We start from the raw sequence: 17,223 nt of genomic DNA on the forward strand, positions 1-17,223 counted from the left end.
CTCGCGGAGGCGCGGTCGCGTGAGGGTTGCGCCCCAGACCCCGACGCCCCCGAAGGACGCCCCGTGCCGCTGACCGCCGCGAAGCCCCGCCGGCGCTCAGGCGCGCGGCAGGCCGCGGAAGTTGGCGGCGCTGAGCTCCTGCACGGCGGGCAGCTTCGCGCGGATCGCGGCCGAGACGGCCTCGCGGTCCGACAGCACCCGCTCGAGCGCGTCGCCGACGCGGCCCGCGAGCCCGGCGCCGGGCTCGACGCAGAGGTAGGGCAGCTCGAACATCGCCATCAGGCCCTCGACCTTGCCCTGCGTGGCGAGGGTGATCGCGGGGACGCCCTTCATCAGCGACATGATCGCGAGGTGCATCCGGCCGGTGACGGTCACGGTCGCGCGCTCGGTGAAGCCGCGGACCTCGGCCGGGGTCAGGACGTCCTCGACGAAGGCGACCTGCGCGGTGTCGGGCAGCGCGGCGTAGACCTTGCGGCAGGCCGCGAGGTCGTCGGGTCCGTTCTTGATCACGTGCGGCAGCAGGACGATCGCGAAGCCGCGCTCGCGCAGCCCGCCGATGATCTCGACGTAGGCGCCGGTCTGGTCTGTGTCGATCAGACCGGAGACGTTCACGATCGCGACGCCGCCGGCGGTGTCGAGGGCGTCGAGCTCGGTCTGCGCGCGCTGAGAGTCGATCGAGCGGGCCGAGAAGACGATGTCGGCGGACGCCTGCGCGTCGAGTCCGTCGCGGCGGGCGCGCTCGACCGAGAGCGGGTCGCGGAGGAACAGCGTCGCGCCGGCGCGATCGGCCTCGCGCAGCTGAGAGAGGGCCGCGGGGTGCGCCTTCCCGTTCCAGCTGAAGCCGAGGACGCGGGTGTCCACTCCGGCCGAGGCGGCGCTTCGGGCGACCACGGCGCGGCTGGTCGAGGCGCGGAAGTTGTAGGCGCCGTCCATGATGTCGGCGCCGACGATCGACACCGAGGCGGCACCGGGGAGCATCGCACGGAAGCGGCGCAGGTCGCGGACGAAGCTCGGCAGCCCGCCGTAGAGCAGGGTGCCCAGCGAGACGATCTCGACGCGGTCGGCCTGGTCGGCCGGGATGCGGATGTCGCCCGGGTAGCGCGTGATGACCGTGATCGGACCGGCGACGTTCTCGAGGAACGCGCCGACGAGCGCCGCGTCGCCGATGTTGCCGGCTCCGGGGGGCGCGATGAGGATCGCGCGTCCCGTCGAGGCTCCGGACTTCCGCGCGCCGCGCAGCCGGGGCGCGTCGACGAACACCGCTCGTGCACCGAGCGAGAGCACCGCCGGGCTCTTCAGCATCGGGGCCGTGCGCTTGCGCAGCCCTCCGAGCATCGTCCGAACACGCGAAACCGTTCCGCTCACTGCGACACCGTCCTCGGCCCCGTGTCGGAGCCGTCCTCGTCGTTGTCCGCTGCGGCCGGTCGCCGCCGCGGGGCATGCGCGCCCAGTGTACGGAACCGTCACCCGAAGGCCCGGCACCGCCGCCCCCAGATCCCCCTCTCCCACTCCTGAGTCCCCGCTCACACCTTCCCCGATTGGACCCACGCCCATGACTCGAACGCTCAGCGCGACTCTCGCCGCCCTGCTGGTGGTGATCGCCGCCTTCTTCACGGCGGCCCCCAGCTTCGCGGCCGCGAACCGCTACGCCTCCCCGACCGGCACCGGAACGCTCTGCAGCTCGGCCGCCCCGTGCTCCCTCGCCACCGCCGTGCAGAGCGCGGCCGCCGGTGACACCGTGCTCCTCACCTCGGGCACCTACCCCAAGGTCGACCTCAAGGGCGGCAGGGCCACCGTCGCCGCACCGGTCACCGTGCAGCCGGCCCCGGGCGCCTCGCCCGTGCTCGGCTCGACGAAGGTCTATACGCCCAACACGGTCTGGAACGACATCTTCTCGAAGAGCACCTTCTACACCTACGGTTCGGGCATCACGGTCAACCGGATGCACATCGACGGCTCCGGGATCTTCGTGCGCAGCGCGAACGTCGTGGTCCGCGACTCCCTCTTCGAGAACGGCTCGTCGATCGACGGCATCCAGGTCGGCGGCACGGACAACGGGCTGATCGAGGGCAACGTCGTGCGGAACTTCGACCAGAACCTCGACAACGGCCTGCACGCCGACTGCATCCAGGTCTTCGAGAGCAACGACGTCACGCTCCGCGGCAACAGCCTGAGCAACTGCTACAACGCGGGCATCATCTTCTCGCCGGGCGGCGGCGACGGGATGAGCGACATCACGGTCGAGTCGAACTTCGTGTCGGGCTGCATCGTGATCACGGACGACTGCCGCGGAGGCTCGTCCGCCGACTTCCGCGAGGCGTCGGCCGACGGCATCTACATCCGCAACAACACGTTCGAGAGCGGGGCGCTGCGCGTCGGCGGGGCGAAGAACACCGTCTTCGACCGCAACATCGTCAGCTACCTCTCCTCGTGCACCAGCCCGATGACGAACACGATCGTCGAGAACTGGAACGTCAAGCTCTGCAAGACCCCCTCGCTGCTCAACCAGCAGGGCAACGTGCAGGGCGCGCCGGCCCTCGTCTCCGCGGCGACCGGTGATCTGCACGTGCTGAACGCGGCGCAGACGCAGATCGCCGGATGGGGCTCGACCACCGGCGCCCGGACCGACATCGACGGCCAGACCATGGGCAGCCGCACCGCGGGCGCCGACCAGTTCGGCGGAGTGACCGCACCGACCCCGACGCCCACGGCGACACCCACGGCGACGCCGACCGCGACGCCCGCGCCGACGCCGACCGCCACCCCCACGGCTACGCCCACCGCGACTCCGACCGCCACCCCCACCGCGACTCCGACCCCCACCGCGACCCCGACCCCGACGGCCACTCCGGCCCCGGCCGACACGACCCGGCCGACCGTCGCGATCGTCTCGCCGGTCTCCGGCGCCTCCGTCTCGGGCACCGTCACCTTCGTGACCCGCGCCTCGGACAACGTCGGCGTCACCGGAGTCAGCTACTGGGTCGGCACGACGAAGCTCGGTGAGGCGGGCCCCGCGGCCGACGGCAGCTGGCTGTTCACGATGAACACCTCGGGCTTCGCCGCGGGCACCTACCCGGTGACCGCCAAGGCCGTCGACGCGGCCGGCAACACCGGGACCAGCGCGACGATCTCGATCAAGCGCGTCTGATCCGGCACGACGCAGGCCCGCCGCCCCGAGGGGTGGCGGGCCTGCGTCGTGTCAGTCCGCGAAGATCGCCCCGACCGGCTCGCGCTTCTCGGCCTGGAAGCGGTCCTCCGCGCGTCCCCGAGCCCAGTAGGCCGACAGCGAGAGCGCCGAGCGCTCGATCCCCCAGTCGTCCTGGAGGATCGCCCGCAGCTCCTTCATGGCCGTCCGCTCCCCGTGCGCGAAGACCTCGACGGGCCCCTCGGGACGAGCCTCCGCACGCACCGCCGCCACAAGCGCACGACCCGCGTCGAGGCCCCCGCGATGCAGCCAGCGGATCTCGATGCCCGCCGCCGACGGAAGCGGTACCTCGTCCGCCGCCCCGCCGACCTCGATCAGCGCGAGCCCGCGGGCCGCGGCGGGCATCGCCTCCAGGGCCGAGGCGATCGCCGGCAGTGCCGAGTCGTCGCCGAGGAGGAGGTGCGCGACCGCCGGGTCCGTGCGCGGCGCCCACGCGCCTCCGGGCGCCGACATCGCGAGACGGTCGCCGGGCCGGGCGGCCGCGGCCCACGGACCGGCGACCCCCTCGTCCCCGTGCACGACGAAGTCGACGGCGATGCTCCGCTCGCCGATCGAGCGCACCGTGTAGGTGCGGCGCACCGGCAGCTCCTCTGGCGGGACGCTGCCGCGCAGGGCGTCGAGGTCGAACGGCGGCTCGAGTCCCGTGCCCGGCTGCGGGAGGAGGAGCTTCACGTAGCGGTCGGTCGCGGCGAGGCGCGCCGGGTCGGCCTCGGCCACGAAGGCGTCGAAGCCGTCGCCGCCGAGGTGCACGCGCACGAGGTGCTCGGTGAGCCGCTCGGTCTCGAGCACCGTGAGGACGTGCTGGCTGCGCGCTCGGCGCTCGGAGGGTCGGGGTGCGTCGGTGGTCGTCATCCCTCCAGCATGCCGCGATCGGCGGCGGCGACCCCCTCTCCGAGTGCCTTCTCGACAGTTGTGGAGCTTCCGAGATGAATTCGTTGCACTGCCGCCGCCGCGGCGTGCCCGGCTTCCGCCAGGATCAGCACTGGGGGGCGCATCGCCCCCGATCCAGGGGGAAGCCGGGCGCGCGTGCAGCGCCCCGGAGAGAGTAGGACTCGTGCGTACAGCGCGACGGCGCCGCAGCGCCACCGTCATCACCACCGCCGCACTGCTGGGAGCACTCGCGTTCCCGTCAGCCGCGACCGCGACCGAGCTCACCGCGGCCACCGTCGCGGAGCCGACAGCCACCGCCACCGCCACACACGCACCGACCGCGACGCCGACCGAGACCGTGACGCCGACGCCGACGCCGACCGAGACCGCGACGCCGACACCGACGCCGACCGCGACTCCGACCGACACACCGGCTCCGACCGCGACCCCCACCGCGACTCCCGAGCCGGCGCCCGCCGCTGCGCCCGCCGCCGCGGCCCCGGTCCTGTCCCTGCCGCGCACCGCCTTCGTCGCGGGAACCCTCACCGCCCGGAACCCCGAGGGGTGGGGCGGCGGCATCGACGCCGTCGCCACCGGGTTCGCTCCCGGCACCGTCGTCGTCTTCACGATGATGGACGGCCCGGCCGCGGAGGCCCGGACCACCGTCGTCGCGTCCGCCACCGGCGAGGCGACGCTCACCGACTGGCTGCCGCTGTTCCTCGACGGCCCGTCGGCCGGCACGAACATCGACCCGCACCTCCCCCGGTCCGGCGAGCAGATCACCGTCGTCGCCGACGGCATCGACGCCGCGGGCGCTCCGATCGTCTCGAACGCGGTCCCGCTGGCCATCGCCCAGCCCGACGCGTCGGCGGCGTTCCTCGTGGCCGAGGACGCCTCCGAGATCCCCGCCGGCGCAGAGGTCGGCGTCGCCGGCTTCCGGGTCTTCGGAGTCGTCGCCGTCCTCCAGGGCTTCGACCGCGACGAGGCGGTCGCGATCACCCTCACGGCTCCCGACGGCTCGGTCTCGTCACCGCCCGCCGCGAACCCCCAGCCGCTCTACGGAGAGACCTCCGTGCGCCTGGACGAGAGCACGATGGCCGACCAGTTCGGCACCTTCACGGTGACCGCCGTCGGCTCGTCCAGCGGTCGGACGGCGACCTCGTCGCTCGTCCAGGTCCGCACCGACCCCGGCATGCGCATCTGGCCGGTCGGCGCCTACCCCGAGGCGGCTCCCGCCGACGGCCAGCCCACCAGCGGAGGCGCCGTCTGGGGCTTCGGCGCGAGCGAGTCCGTCGCCGTCAGCGTCTACTCGGTCGACGGAGTGCGCCAGCGCCTCGCCGACGGCGGCACCCGCCTCCGCTACGCCGCCGACGCGGTCGGCTGGAGCACGATCGCGATCGGCGCCTACCCGCTCGCCGACCCGCGCGCCGAGGTCTACTGCGTCGTCGCGCTCGGCGAGTCGAGCGGTCGCACGGCCAGCACCTCGTACGACTACTCGCTGACCGAGGACGACCAGATCGCCGAGACCGCCGACTGCTCCGCCGCCGAGGCGGCAGCGGCACGCGGAGGAGCCGCCACGGTCGGGGGCGACGCACCCGCTCTCGCCGCGACCGGCGTCTCGCCGAGCGGCCCGCTCGCCCTGGCCGCCTTCGGCATCCTGGGCGGCCTGGCTCTGCTGGTCACCCGCCGCCGCCGCGCCTAGCGGTCACCGAACGGGGATCACCGCCACCCGGTGGTGGTCCCCCTGATCGGGCACTCGCCTGCTGAGGCGGGCCTGCGTCATAATGCGCCTATGAGCAAGAAGATTGACGCCGCCCACCGCGCACTGATAACGGCACTCGACAAGCACGCCGCTCTCGTCACCGACAAGGAGGCGAGCCAGCGGAAGGTCGAGCGGGCCGCCGCCGACCTGCGCAGCGCGGCGAAGGCCTACTCCGCCCTCGTCTCCGCCCGCACCGGCACGGCCAGTCCGCTCGCCGACATCGCCGACCCGCGCCTGGATCCGCCGACCATCGCCTCGCTCCGCGCCGAGCGCGACGCGATCGCGACGCGTCTCGCGCGCCACGAGGCCGCGGCGGAGTCGCTCGCCGGCTGACCCTCCGAGTCGCCGTGTTACGGGCATGTTTCGTGCGCCGTCGCGCGCCTGCGTAGGTTGGCCTCCGGGATCCGCGCAGTCGCGGCGACGTGCGACCGGAGGCCGGTCGCAGCGCCGGCGGTGACCGATGACCGCCCGGGTGACGCACGGATCCTCTCCACGGAAGGATCCACCACAGCATGTCCCTGCGCAGCACCCTCCTCGCGACCACCGCGATCACCGCTTCGGCTCTCCTCCTCGCCGGCTGCTCGTCCGCCGCGTCCGGCGCCGACGACACCGTCCGCATCGGCGTCGTCGGCGCGAGCGACCCCTACTGGGCCACCTACGAGAAGGCTGCGGAAGACGCCGGCATCGACGTCGAGATCGTCGACTTCACCGACTACAACCAGCCCAACCCGGCGCTGAGCGAGGGCGAGATCGACCTGAACCAGTTCCAGCACCTGGTCTACCTGTCGCAGTACAACACCTCGGCCGACGCCGACCTCGTGCCGATCGGCGCGACGGCGATCTACCCGCTCGGCCTCTACTCGACGCAGTACGACAGCGTCGACGACATCCCCGAGGGCGCCACCGTCGCCGTGCCCGACGACGAGAGCAACCAGGCGCGCGGACTCCTCGTGCTCCAGTCGGCCGGGCTGGTCGAGCTGAAGGACGGCGGAAGCATCCTCTCGAGCATCGACGACGTCGACACCGCCGAGTCGAAGGTCGAGGTCACGGCGCTCGACGCCGCGCTGACGGCCACCTCGCTGCCCGACGTGGCCGCCGCGATCGTCAACAACGACTACCTCGAGGGCGCCGGACTCGCCGCCTCCGACGCGATCGCCGAGGACGACCCGAGCGACCCGAACGCGATCCCCTACGTCAACGTCTTCGCGGCGCGCTCCGAGGATGCGGACGACGAGACGTACGAGAAGCTCGTCGACATCTACCAGACGACGCAGGCGGTGCTCGACGGAGTCTCCGAGCAGTCAGGCGGCACCGCGATCTTCGTGACGACTCCGGCCGACGAGCTGCAGTCGACTCTCGAGACCGTCGAGAAGGACACCGCCGCCCAGGCCGGCTGAGCGCCGTGGCCCTCATCAGGCTCACCGACGTGAGCAAGACCTACCCGCCGACGTCGCGCGGCGGCGCGAGCGCCGTCGCCGTGGACGGCGTCAGTCTCGACATCGAGGCGGGCGACGTCTACGGCGTCATCGGCTACTCGGGCGCCGGCAAGAGCACGCTCGCGCGCCTCGTCAACGCCCTGGAGCCCGCGACGAGCGGCAGCATCGAGATCGACGGTCGCGAGATCGTGGGCCTCCCCGAGCGCGAGCTGCGGCGCCTGCGCCTGGGGATCGGCATGATCTTCCAGCAGTTCAACCTCTTCGGCTCCAAGACCGTCTGGCAGAACGTCGCCTACCCGCTGCAGGTCGCCGGCACGCCGCGGGCCGAGCTGCGCGCCCGGGTCGACGAGATGCTGGCGTTCGTCGGTCTCACGGAGAAGGCGCGCAGCCACCCGGAGCAGCTCTCGGGCGGCCAGAAGCAGCGCGTCGGCATCGCGCGCGCCCTCGCGGCGTCGCCGCGCATCCTCCTCGCCGATGAGGCGACCAGCGCCCTCGACCCCGACACGACGGGCGAGGTGTTGGCGCTGCTCAGACGCATCAACGAGGAGCTCGGCGTCACCATCGTCGTCATCACGCACGAGATGGACGTGGTGCAGCAGCTCGCGACGAAGGTCGCCGTGATGGAGGCGGGCCGCATCGTCGAGCGCGGCCCCGTCTTCGACGTCTTCTCGGCCCCGCAGCAGCCCGTCACCCAGCGGTTCGTCTCCACCGTGGTCCGCTCGATCCCGTCCGCTGCCGAGGCCGCGGTGCTGCGCGAGCGGCACCGCGGCCGGCTGGTCACGCTGTCGTTCTCGGACGACTCCGCCTCGCAGGGCGACGTCTTCGCCGAGATCGCGCGCGCCGGCGTGCCGCTCGAGCTGGTCTACGGAGGCATCACGGACGTCCGCGGTCGCGCCTTCGGCCACCTCACGGTCGCGCTCGACGCCCCCGACGACACCGTCGAGCCCCTGCTGGCCCGCCTCGGCGGCCGCATCACCGTCACGGAGGTGCCCCGATGGACGCGCTGATCCCCCTGCTGCCCAAGCTCGGCGAGGCGACCGGTCAGACGCTCTACATCGTCGCGCTGAGTCTCCTGTTCGGCGGGCTCGGCGGCCTGCTGATCGGGCTCGGCCTCGCGCTCACCCGCGGCGGTGCGCTCTTCGCGAACCGCTTCGTGCACGGGCTGCTGAACGTGATCGTGAACGTCTTCCGGCCGATCCCGTTCATCATCTTCATCGCGGCGGCGCAGCCCCTCGCGCGCCTCGTCGTCGGCTCGGGCATCGGCACCGACGCGATCGTGTTCACGCTGTCGCTCGCCGCGGCCTTCGGCATCGGACGGATCGTCGAGCAGAACCTGCTCACCGTCGGGCCCGGCGTGATCGAGGCCGCACGCTCGGTCGGCGCGAGCCGACTCCGGATCGTGCGCACGGTGCTGCTGCCCGAGGCGCTCGGGCCGCTGATCCTCGGCTACACGTTCGTCTTCGTCGCGATCGTCGACATGTCGGCCGTCGCCGGGTACATCGGCGCCGGCGGGCTGGGCACGTTCGCGATCCAGTACGGCTACCGCCAGTTCGAGCCCGTGGTGACGTGGGCGGCCGTGCTCGTCATCATCGTGATCGTGCAGGTCGTGCAGCTGCTCGGCAACGTGCTGGCCCGCCGCGTACTGCGCCGCTGAGCGCACGCAGAAGGCCGGACGCCTCGGGGGAACCCGTGGCGTCCGGCCTCTCTCGCGTCAGTAGCGCGGCTTGCGCTCCGGGCGGTCGGTGGAGCGCGACGGGCCCGAGGGGCGGCCGCCGCGGTCGGCACCGGCGCGGCTCGGGCGACGGTCGGGCTTCAGCTCGATGAGCTGACCGCTGATCCGGGTGTCGGCGAGGCGGTCGAGCACGTCCTGCGGGAGGTTCGCGGGCAGCTCGACGATCGAGAAGTGCGGGCGGATGTCGATGTGCCCGAAGTCGCCGCGGTTGAGGCCGCCCTCGTTCGCGAGCGCGCCCACGATCTGGCGGGGCTCGACGCGCTGGCGGCGGCCGACCTCGATACGGTACGACGCGAGGTTGCTGTTCGACGAGCGCTGACGGCGCTCGGGGCGCTCGCCCCGGTCGTCGCCGCGGTCCGGGCGGCTGTCGCTGCGATCGTCGCGCTCGCGACGGGCGAAGCGCGGGTCGTCGGGCGAGAGCAGCAGGGGCTCCTCGCCCTGCGCCACGATCGCCAGCGCGGCGGCGACGTCCGACTCGACCACGTCGTGGTGCTCGACGTAGTGGCCGATGATCTCGCGGAACCGGTCGAGCCGCTCGCGGTCGGCGAGCGCCTCCGTGATCGCGTCGTCGAAGCGCGAGAGGCGGGTGACGTTGACGTCCTCGACGCTCGGCATCCGCATCTCGGTGAGCGGCTGGCGGGTGGCCTTCTCGATCGCGACGAGGAGTCGGCGCTCGCGCGGCGTGACGAAGCTGATCGCCGCGCCGCTGCGCCCGGCACGGCCCGTGCGGCCGATGCGGTGCACGTACGACTCGGTGTCGATCGGGATGTCGTAGTTGACGACGTGGCTGATCCGCTCGACGTCGAGACCGCGGGCGGCCACGTCGGTCGCGACGAGGATGTCGAGCTTGCCCGACTTCAGCTGCTCGACGGTGCGCTCGCGCTGGGCCTGCTGCACGTCTCCGCTGATCGCGGCGGCGGTGTAGCCGCGGGCGCGCAGCTTCTCGGCCAGCGACTCCGTCTCGCTCTTGGTGCGGACGAACACGATCATGCCCTCGAAGTTCTCGACCTCGAGGATGCGCGTGAGGGCGTCGACCTTCTGCGGGTACGACACCATCAGGTAGCGCTGCGTGGTGTTGACGGAGGTCGTGGTCTTGTTCTTGACCGTGATCTCCTCGGGCTCCTTGAGGTACTTGCCCGAGATGCGGCGGATCTGAGCGGGCATCGTCGCCGAGAACAGCGCGATCTGCTTCTCGATCGGAGTGTCGGCGAGGATCGTCTCGACGTCCTCCGCGAAGCCCATCTTCAGCATCTCGTCGGCCTCGTCGAGCACCAGGAACTTGAGCTGCGAGAGGTCGAGCGTGCCCTTCTCGAGGTGGTCCATGATGCGGCCGGGCGTGCCGACGACGACGTGGACGCCGCGGCGGAGCGCGGAGAGCTGCGTGCCGTAGCCCTGGCCGCCGTAGACGGGGAGCACGTGGACGCCGCGCAGGCCCGACGCGTAGCGCTCGAACGCCTCGCAGACCTGCAGCGCGAGCTCGCGCGTGGGCGCGAGGACGAGGGCCTGCGGGGTCTTCTGCGAGAGGTCGAGGCGCGACAGGATCGGCAGCGCGAACGCGGCCGTCTTGCCGGTTCCGGTCTGCGCGACGCCGAGGACGTCGCGGCCGGAGAGCAGGGAGGGGATCGTCGCGGCCTGGATCGCCGAGGGGATCTCGTAGCCGACCTCCTTGAGCGCCTTGAGCACGGGGTCGCTCAGGCCGAGGTCGGAGAAGGTCTGCGAGGGGGCGGAATCGGCCTCGGGAGTGGTTGCCGCCACCGGAGCGGTGTCGCTCTCGGGGGCGGAAGAAGGTGTATCGGTGGTCGCCATCGTCCCACGGTAGGGCGTCCGTGGCCCTCTTACCGCAGAAACAGGGCCTTCGGGGTGGATTCGACCCCTCGCTCAGTAGAACTCGACCGTGTCGACGCGGTTGATCAGCGGCTCGCCGTCGAGGAACCGCGTCGCGTTGCCGGCGAAGAGCTCGGCGATCAGGCGGTCCTCCGCGGCGTTGAGGGCAGCGGTGTGCGGGCTGATCAGCACGTTCGGGTGCGCCCAGAGCGGGCTGTCGGAGGAGAGCGGCTCCTCGGCCACGACATCGAGCGCGGCGAAGCCGACGCGGCCGTCCTCGAGGGCGGCGATCATCGCCTCCTCGTCGATCACCGTGCCGCGGCCGACGCTGACGAGCGTCGCCCCGGGCTTCAGCGCCGCGAAGAAGTCGGAGCCGACCAGCTTCTCGGTCGCGCTGGTCCCGGGCAGCGTCACCACGACTCCGTCGACGCGCCCCGCCACCTCGGCGATCGCAGAGGGCTGGACGATCTCGTCGACGTGCTCGAGGGAGGTCTCGTGGCGGCTCGTGCCGATCACGCGGGCGCCGAACTGCGCGAGGAGGCGGGCGGTCTCGCGGCCGATGCTGCCGAGGCCGACGACGAGGATCGTCTGCTGCGAGAGCAGCCCCATCGTCCAGCGCGATCCCCAGACGCGGTCGCTCTGGAGCGACTGCAGCCGGGGCAGCGTCTTGGCTCCGGCGAGGAGGCCGAAGACCGAGAACTCGGCGAGCGGCGTGGCGTGCACGCCGGCCGACGTCGAGAACGCGACCCGCTCGAGCTGCTCGGAGTCGAGCCCCGCCGCCTTCACCTGGCCGCCGCCGCCCGCGGGCATCGTCTGCACCCAGCGCAGCCCGGAGTTGGCGGCGACGGCGCGGGCGAGGGCGGACGGGGTCTCGTCGGGGACTCCGTAGAGCACCTCGGCCGAGTCGATCAGCGCCTCGAACGCCGCCTGCTGCTCGGCGGTGCGCTCGAAGCCGGGGTCCCCCTGGTGGTCTCCGGGGTGGCGCATCGGGGGGAGGAGGCTCTGGTCGGCGACGAAGTCGATCCGCGGCTCGAGCTCGACCACGCGCGCGATCAGCTCGTCGCTGATGGGGGTGGCGGCGACGACGCGGAGGCATCCCTGGGTCACGGTGGTCTCCCTCGATCGACCGCGGACGTCGCCCGCGGACAGGCGCCACGATACCCACCGGGTCCGACCGCGACGCGCCTGGTGCTCATGGACGGCTCATCGGAACCGCATAGCCTCGCCGGTCAGCATGGCTCCCGACGGACACCACGACCCCCGAGGAGCACCCCGATGACCCGCATTCCCGAGCCCCAGCGCACCCCCGACGGACTCGCCTACGAGGGCCGCCGCCTCGACCGCCCCGACGAGGAGGTCGTCGACCAGGGCCTGCTCTTCGACATCGGCACCCTCGTCGGCCGGCGCCGCGTGCTCTCGCTGATCGGAGTCGGCGCCGCCTCGGTCGGACTCGCCGCGTGCTCGACGGCGGGCGGCACGAGCGCGTCGGCGACCGCCACCGCCTCCGCCACCGCATCGGCCGCTGCGACCGCCTCCGGAGCCGAGATCCCCGACGAGACCGCCGGCCCCTACCCGGGCGACGGCTCGAACGGTGCCGACGTGCTCGAGGACTCGGGGGTCGTCCGCAGCGACATCCGCTCGAGCATCGACGGCGGGGCGACGGCCGACGGCGTCCCGATGACGCTCAGCCTGACCGTCCTCGATCTGGCGAACGGCGGCGTGCCGTTCGCGGGGGTCGCCGTGTACGTCTGGCACTGCGACGCGGGCGGGAACTACTCGATGTACTCCAGCGGCATCGAGGACGAGACCTACCTCCGTGGAGTGCAGGTCGCCGACGCGAACGGCAGGGTGACCTTCACCTCGGTGTTCCCCGCCTGCTACTCGGGGCGCTGGCCGCACATCCACTTCGAGGTCTACCCCGGGATCGACGCGATCACCGACGCCTCGAACGCGATCGCGACCTCTCAGGTCGCGCTGCCGGAGGAGGCGTGCGCCGCGGTCTACGCGCTCGACGCGTACAGCGGCTCGGCCGGGAACCTCCAGCAGGTGACCCTCGACTCCGACAACGTCTTCGGTGACGACGGCGGCGCGCTGCAGCTCGCCGCGATCAGCGGAGACGTCGACGCGGGCTACTCCGTCTCACTGACGGCACCCGTCGACACCGCCACCGCCCCGACCGCCGGCAGCGCCCCGGGGAGCCGCTGAGCGCGGCCGCTCAGGCCGAGGGCTGGTCGGGCAGGGCCGCCGTGCCCGTCGCGCGCAGGCGCTCCTTGACGAGGTCGGGGAACAGCGGGCGCCCGTAGAAGTAGCCCTGCGCGCGCTCGGCCCGGAGGCTCGTCAGCAGCGCGTGCGCCGACGGCGTCTCGACGCCCTCGACGATCGTGTGCATGTCGAGGTCCGAGACGAGGTTGATGATCGAGCGAAGGATCGTGGCGTGCCGCGGATTCTCCTCGTCCGAGAGGAAGACCCGGTCGATCTTGACGATGCTGAGGGGCACGGTCAGCAGGGCCGCCGCCGCCGCGTGCTCCTGCCCGTAGTCGTCGAGCGCGATCGCGATGCCGTCGGTGGTGAGCATCCGCACTCGCTCGATGACGGCCTCGTCGACGTGGCCGATCGATCCCTCCGTGAGCTCGAGGCAGAGCTGGATGCCCTGCTCCGCCGTGCGGTGCGACAGGATCAGGTCGACGACCTCGTCGTGCATCAGCTGCTCGGCCTCGATGTTCACGCTGAGGAACGCGACGCTCGCGTCGATCTCGCGGAACTCGGCCATGCACGACACCGCCTGGTCGACGATCTGCATCGTGAGCCGGTCGAGCAGCCCGAGCGAGCGGGCGATGTCGACCAGCGTGAGCGGACTCAGCGGCGTCCCGTCGGGCCGCGTGTGCCGGGCCAGGGCCTCGAAGCCGATGATGCGCCGCTCGGCGACGTCGATCACCGGCTGGAACGCGACCCGGACGGTCCCGTCGAGCACGGCGGAGTGGATCTCGGCGAGGAGGTCGCCCCCCTCGGGGAGCGCACCCTTGCGATCCTTCTTCGATTCGTACATCCGTGCGTCCGCCTCCTGCATCACCCGGTCGAAAGTGCCGCCGTCGACAGCGACCGGGGCGCCGATGCTGATGCGGGGGTGGAGGGTCGCGCCGCCGACCATGATCGGGCGCTCGACGGCGCGGGCGATGCGCAGCGCGACGGCTCCCGCGGTGACCGAGTCGAGGAGCACGGCGAACTCGTCCCCGCCGATGCGCGCGACCACGTCGTCGCTGCGCACGCTCTCGCGGATCCGGCGGCCGACCTCCTCGAGGACGACGTTGCCCGTCGAGTGGCCGTGCGTGTCGTTGACCGCCTTGAAGTCGTCGAGGTCCATGAAGAGCATGGCGCGCTGGCCGGGGTCGGTGATCGCGGCGAACTCCTCGTAGAGCCCGCGCAGATTAGTGAGTCCGGTCAGCGTGTCGGTCGTCGCCTGGTCGCGCAGGGTGCGCGTGGTGCGCCGGTCGTAGAGCGCCTGCGTCGCGATGTGCGCGAGGGCGAGCAGGGTCCGGTGCTCGAGCAGCGAGAAGCCGTCGGAGTCGGGGCGGCGCGTCAGGACGATGTGCCGCACCCCTGTGCCCGGCGCGGTCACCGGCGCCGAGAGCTCGAAGCGGCGGCCCGGCTCCTCGGCGACGCGGGTGCTGGCCGAGGGGATCGCCGTGCGCGCGGCCCGCTCGAGCGTCTCGAGGATCGCCGCCTGGTCGCCCCAGGGCAGCGCGAGGGAGGCCTCGATCAGGCCGTTGAGCTTGCGCTCGACGCGGGTGCGCCGCAGGTTCTGACTCACGACGGCGATGACGAGCGCGACGACCACGAGGGCGTTGGCCGAGCGGATCTCGAGACCGTCGCCGATCTCGATGCGCTGGACGCCCGAGGAGAGGTGCGCACCGTAGGCGAGCGCCACCAGACCGGCGTTGAGGACCAGCACGAGCACGACGCGGTCGAGGCGCAGAGCGGGGCGCGGCACGTCCGGGACCTCGGCGAGCGAGAGCCACGCCTGGAGGTACTCGAGCCCGATCGACAGCACGCCGTAGGCGAGGACCGCCGGTACCGCCGCGAGCACGGGCCACCAGCCTGTCGTCGGGAACAGCGAGAGCACGAGGAGGAAGGCGCCGCCCGAGAGCGACGCGAGGCCCGTCCAGTAGACGATCGCCAGCCACGGGCGCCGCGAGAGCACTTGGAGGATCACGAGGGCCAGGAGCCAGAGGAGCAGCGCCTCGGCCGCGGGGACGTCCTGCGCGAGGAATCCGAGCACGGCGACGCCGACGCCGAAGGTGACCGTGCCGATGCCGGAGGCGAGCTCGAGGCGGAACGACGCCGTGAACCACATCGCGACGAGCAGCACGAGGAACGGGAGCCAGCGCCCCGGCAGGGCCGGCGCGTTGGGAACGAGCAGGACGACGGCCAGGAGGATGCCGGCTGCGCCGACTCCGAGACGGAGCGCCCGGATGGAGCCCAGGGAGGCTGCGCGCTCGGGCGAGGCGACTCCGGAGACGGCGGCGGCAGAAGTCTCGTCGCTCACGCGGCCCCCCGTCGCCCCCGCGCTCGGGGGACGCGCCCACTCTCGCAGATCCGCGGGTCGGGGTGGCACCACGGGGTATCCCCCGTTTGATGGTCATGAAGGGGAGTGCGTGCGCGGGGTGGAGGAGGTGCGGTGAGGCGGGTGGCCTGTCGCAGAATCGCGGAGGCGGAGGCGGAGGCTGATGGTCGGGTCGGGGGTGCGGCGTCACATCGGCGAGAAGGGTGGCTCGGTCGAGCGCCCGAGGGTGGGCGGTCGGTGGCCTCCAGGACCGCACCGCTGCGATCGGAGCAGAGGGGCGCAGCTGAATCGGGGGCGGCTGGTGCGACGACGAAGCACGGGCGCAGAGGAGGCGGGACCGGGCGGGATGCGGGGGCACGGCGACACGTCAGCGAGAGCGAGGTCGCTCGATCAGCCGCTCGGGGCGTGTAGTCGTCGGATCCCGCTGCGCACCGCTCCGACGGTTCGGGCGGACGCATCAGAAGGGCGGTGGTGCGTCGTCGAAGCGCGGGGCGGCGGTGGCGCGAGCGGTCGCCCCGGGAGGGCGGGTGGGTGGGAGGTGACGCGCCGGCCGGTGGGGGTGGTCCACTCCGCGGTCCCGTCGGGATGCAGGACGTACGTCCAGCGGTCCCCGTGGCGGACGTGGTGGTGGGCGGTGCACAGCGACGCGAGGTTCTCGAGGGACGTCGCGCCTCCGTTGCGCCACTCGATGGTGTGGTCCGCCTCGGCCGTGGACGCCGGCCGGGTGCAACCCGGGAAGCGGCAGGTCTGATCCCGCAACTGCAGCGCCAGACGCATCCGCGGCGGCGGAACACGGCGCGTGCGACCGACGGAGACCACTCTGCCGGTGTCCGGGTCGGTGAGGACGCGGGTGAAGGAGGCGGCGACTCCGACGAGTTCACGTGCGGCATCAGCGGGGATCGGGCCGTAGCCGTCGAGATCAGCAGGCGCGTCGTCCAGACCGGCTGCCGTGGTCGCGGGGAGCGTCAGCCGCACCTCCGCGCGGATCCCGGGCACGAAGGTCGGAGTCGCGTCAGCCGCGTCTGCGATCGGTGTGGTCCCGGTGACGTCTCCGTCGCAGAGCAGATCGGTGAGCGCGTCGGCGCGCAACTGCGCGAGCGTCCGCTCATCCCCCGTCCCTTCACCCTCCGGCCCGTCTCGGAGAGTTCGTGCGATGCGGTCGAGACGGTTGTAGGCGCCCGCCGCAGCCTCAGCCGGAAGGCAAGCGCTGAGCGTCGCCATCCCGTCGACCTCGGGCGTCAGCCACACCCCACGGCCCTCCCGGGCGCGCACGTGCCGCTGGGCGAGGGGCTCGTCATGCAGCCGCTCCCGCAATCGCGCCAGAGCGCGCCGCAACTGGGTCGGGGTCTTCGAGACGGCGAGCTGCGCCGCCTCCTCATCGAACGCACCACGCGCCTGCGGCGGCAGACTCCCCGCGACATCGCAGATCACCACACCCGCCTGCCACAGGATCCGCGCCTCACCGAGGGCAGCGCGGGTCAGGGGCAGGTCCCCGACCAGCAGGAACCCGCGCTCCAGATCCCGGGCCACATCACGCTCCGACACCCCGGACGCGAGCGCGAGCTCCGCCCGGATCGAGCGCTCCACCAGATGATTCGACTCGCTCCCCGACAGACCGCCCCGCGCAAACGCCAGAGGGAGAGTCAGCGCCATCCGATAGCCCTCGTAGATGCGCACCACCGACGCCAGCAGCCACGGCGACGCAGCACGCGCCAGACGGCCCGCGTCATCGCCCGCCTCGAGGACCCCCTCGAGCGACGCCTCCGCCGAACCCACCTGCCCCACATCTGCCATACAGATATTGAATCAGGGACCACTGACACCCACCCGACC

13 protein-coding genes are annotated in these 17,223 nt (G+C 72.5%); 7 read left to right on the top strand and 6 right to left on the bottom strand.

The annotated features are described in order from the left end of the window. Positions 1 to 96 precede the first annotated feature (96 nt). Positions 97 to 1,365: a polysaccharide pyruvyl transferase family protein gene (locus GRS96_RS00480; RefSeq protein WP_159855534.1), complete on the bottom strand. Its 1,269-nt coding sequence runs from the start codon at positions 1,363 to 1,365 to the stop codon at positions 97 to 99. 187 nt (positions 1,366 to 1,552) lie between these two features. Here GRS96_RS00480 and GRS96_RS00485 point away from each other — a divergent pair, with 187 nt between their 5' ends. After that, a complete protein-coding gene (locus GRS96_RS00485; protein ID WP_159987427.1) occupies positions 1,553 to 3,148 on the top strand; it encodes an Ig-like domain-containing protein in 1,596 nt (531 codons plus the stop codon). A 51-nt stretch (positions 3,149 to 3,199) separates the two neighbouring features. Here GRS96_RS00485 and GRS96_RS00490 read toward each other — a convergent pair whose 3' ends face one another. Beyond that, positions 3,200 to 4,057 carry a siderophore-interacting protein gene (locus GRS96_RS00490; protein WP_159987428.1) on the bottom strand — a complete coding sequence of 286 codons (858 nt, stop codon included), beginning with the start codon at positions 4,055 to 4,057 and terminating at the stop codon, positions 3,200 to 3,202. A 202-nt stretch (positions 4,058 to 4,259) separates the two neighbouring features. Here GRS96_RS00490 and GRS96_RS00495 point away from each other — a divergent pair, with 202 nt between their 5' ends. The 5 genes from GRS96_RS00495 to GRS96_RS00515 all read left to right on the top strand — a co-directional run bounded on the left by GRS96_RS00495 (position 4,260) and on the right by GRS96_RS00515 (position 8,927). Next, positions 4,260 to 5,777, top strand: coding sequence for an LPXTG cell wall anchor domain-containing protein (locus tag GRS96_RS00495; RefSeq protein WP_159987429.1), 1,518 nt, complete (start codon positions 4,260 to 4,262; stop codon positions 5,775 to 5,777). 90 nt (positions 5,778 to 5,867) lie between these two features. Next, complete coding sequence (locus tag GRS96_RS00500; protein ID WP_159987430.1) at positions 5,868 to 6,170, top strand: hypothetical protein; 303 nt, start codon at positions 5,868 to 5,870, stop codon at positions 6,168 to 6,170. 179 nt (positions 6,171 to 6,349) lie between these two features. After that, a complete protein-coding gene (locus GRS96_RS00505; protein WP_159987431.1) occupies positions 6,350 to 7,234 on the top strand; it encodes a MetQ/NlpA family ABC transporter substrate-binding protein in 885 nt (294 codons plus the stop codon). 5 nt (positions 7,235 to 7,239) lie between these two features. Further along, positions 7,240 to 8,280, top strand: a complete 1,041-nt coding sequence (locus tag GRS96_RS00510) for a methionine ABC transporter ATP-binding protein (protein ID WP_159987432.1) — start codon at positions 7,240 to 7,242, stop codon at positions 8,278 to 8,280. Beyond that, positions 8,268 to 8,927, top strand: a complete 660-nt coding sequence (locus GRS96_RS00515; RefSeq protein ID WP_159855520.1) for a methionine ABC transporter permease — start codon at positions 8,268 to 8,270, stop codon at positions 8,925 to 8,927. Before GRS96_RS00510 ends, GRS96_RS00515 begins: the two co-directional genes overlap by 13 nt. Positions 8,928 to 8,984: 57 nt before the next feature. On the opposite strand, the gene GRS96_RS00520 is transcribed toward GRS96_RS00515, so the two are convergent. Continuing rightward, positions 8,985 to 10,811 carry a DEAD/DEAH box helicase gene (locus tag GRS96_RS00520; protein ID WP_159987433.1) on the bottom strand — a complete coding sequence of 609 codons (1,827 nt, stop codon included), beginning with the start codon at positions 10,809 to 10,811 and terminating at the stop codon, positions 8,985 to 8,987. 72 nt (positions 10,812 to 10,883) lie between these two features. Continuing rightward, on the bottom strand, positions 10,884 to 11,936 hold the full coding sequence (locus tag GRS96_RS00525; protein ID WP_204162007.1) for a D-2-hydroxyacid dehydrogenase: 1,053 nt from the start codon (positions 11,934 to 11,936) through the stop codon (positions 10,884 to 10,886). A gap of 168 nt (positions 11,937 to 12,104) precedes the next feature. On the opposite strand from GRS96_RS00525, the gene GRS96_RS00530 reads away from it, so the two are divergent. After that, positions 12,105 to 13,034, top strand: a complete 930-nt coding sequence (locus GRS96_RS00530; protein WP_159987434.1) for an intradiol ring-cleavage dioxygenase — start codon at positions 12,105 to 12,107, stop codon at positions 13,032 to 13,034. A gap of 10 nt (positions 13,035 to 13,044) precedes the next feature. Here GRS96_RS00530 and GRS96_RS00535 read toward each other — a convergent pair whose 3' ends face one another. Together GRS96_RS00535 and GRS96_RS00540 are read right to left on the bottom strand one after the other, a co-directional pair. Beyond that, positions 13,045 to 15,372, bottom strand: coding sequence for a putative bifunctional diguanylate cyclase/phosphodiesterase (locus tag GRS96_RS00535; RefSeq protein ID WP_159855514.1), 2,328 nt, complete (start codon positions 15,370 to 15,372; stop codon positions 13,045 to 13,047). Positions 15,373 to 15,780: 408 nt separating this feature from the next. Further along, on the bottom strand, positions 15,781 to 17,184 hold the full coding sequence (locus tag GRS96_RS00540; RefSeq protein WP_159987435.1) for an HNH endonuclease signature motif containing protein: 1,404 nt from the start codon (positions 17,182 to 17,184) through the stop codon (positions 15,781 to 15,783). Between the last annotated feature and the right edge of the window lie 39 nt (positions 17,185 to 17,223).

The sequence above is a fragment of the Rathayibacter sp. VKM Ac-2803 genome (assembly GCF_009807175.1).
Lineage (GTDB): Bacteria > Actinomycetota > Actinomycetes > Actinomycetales > Microbacteriaceae > Rathayibacter.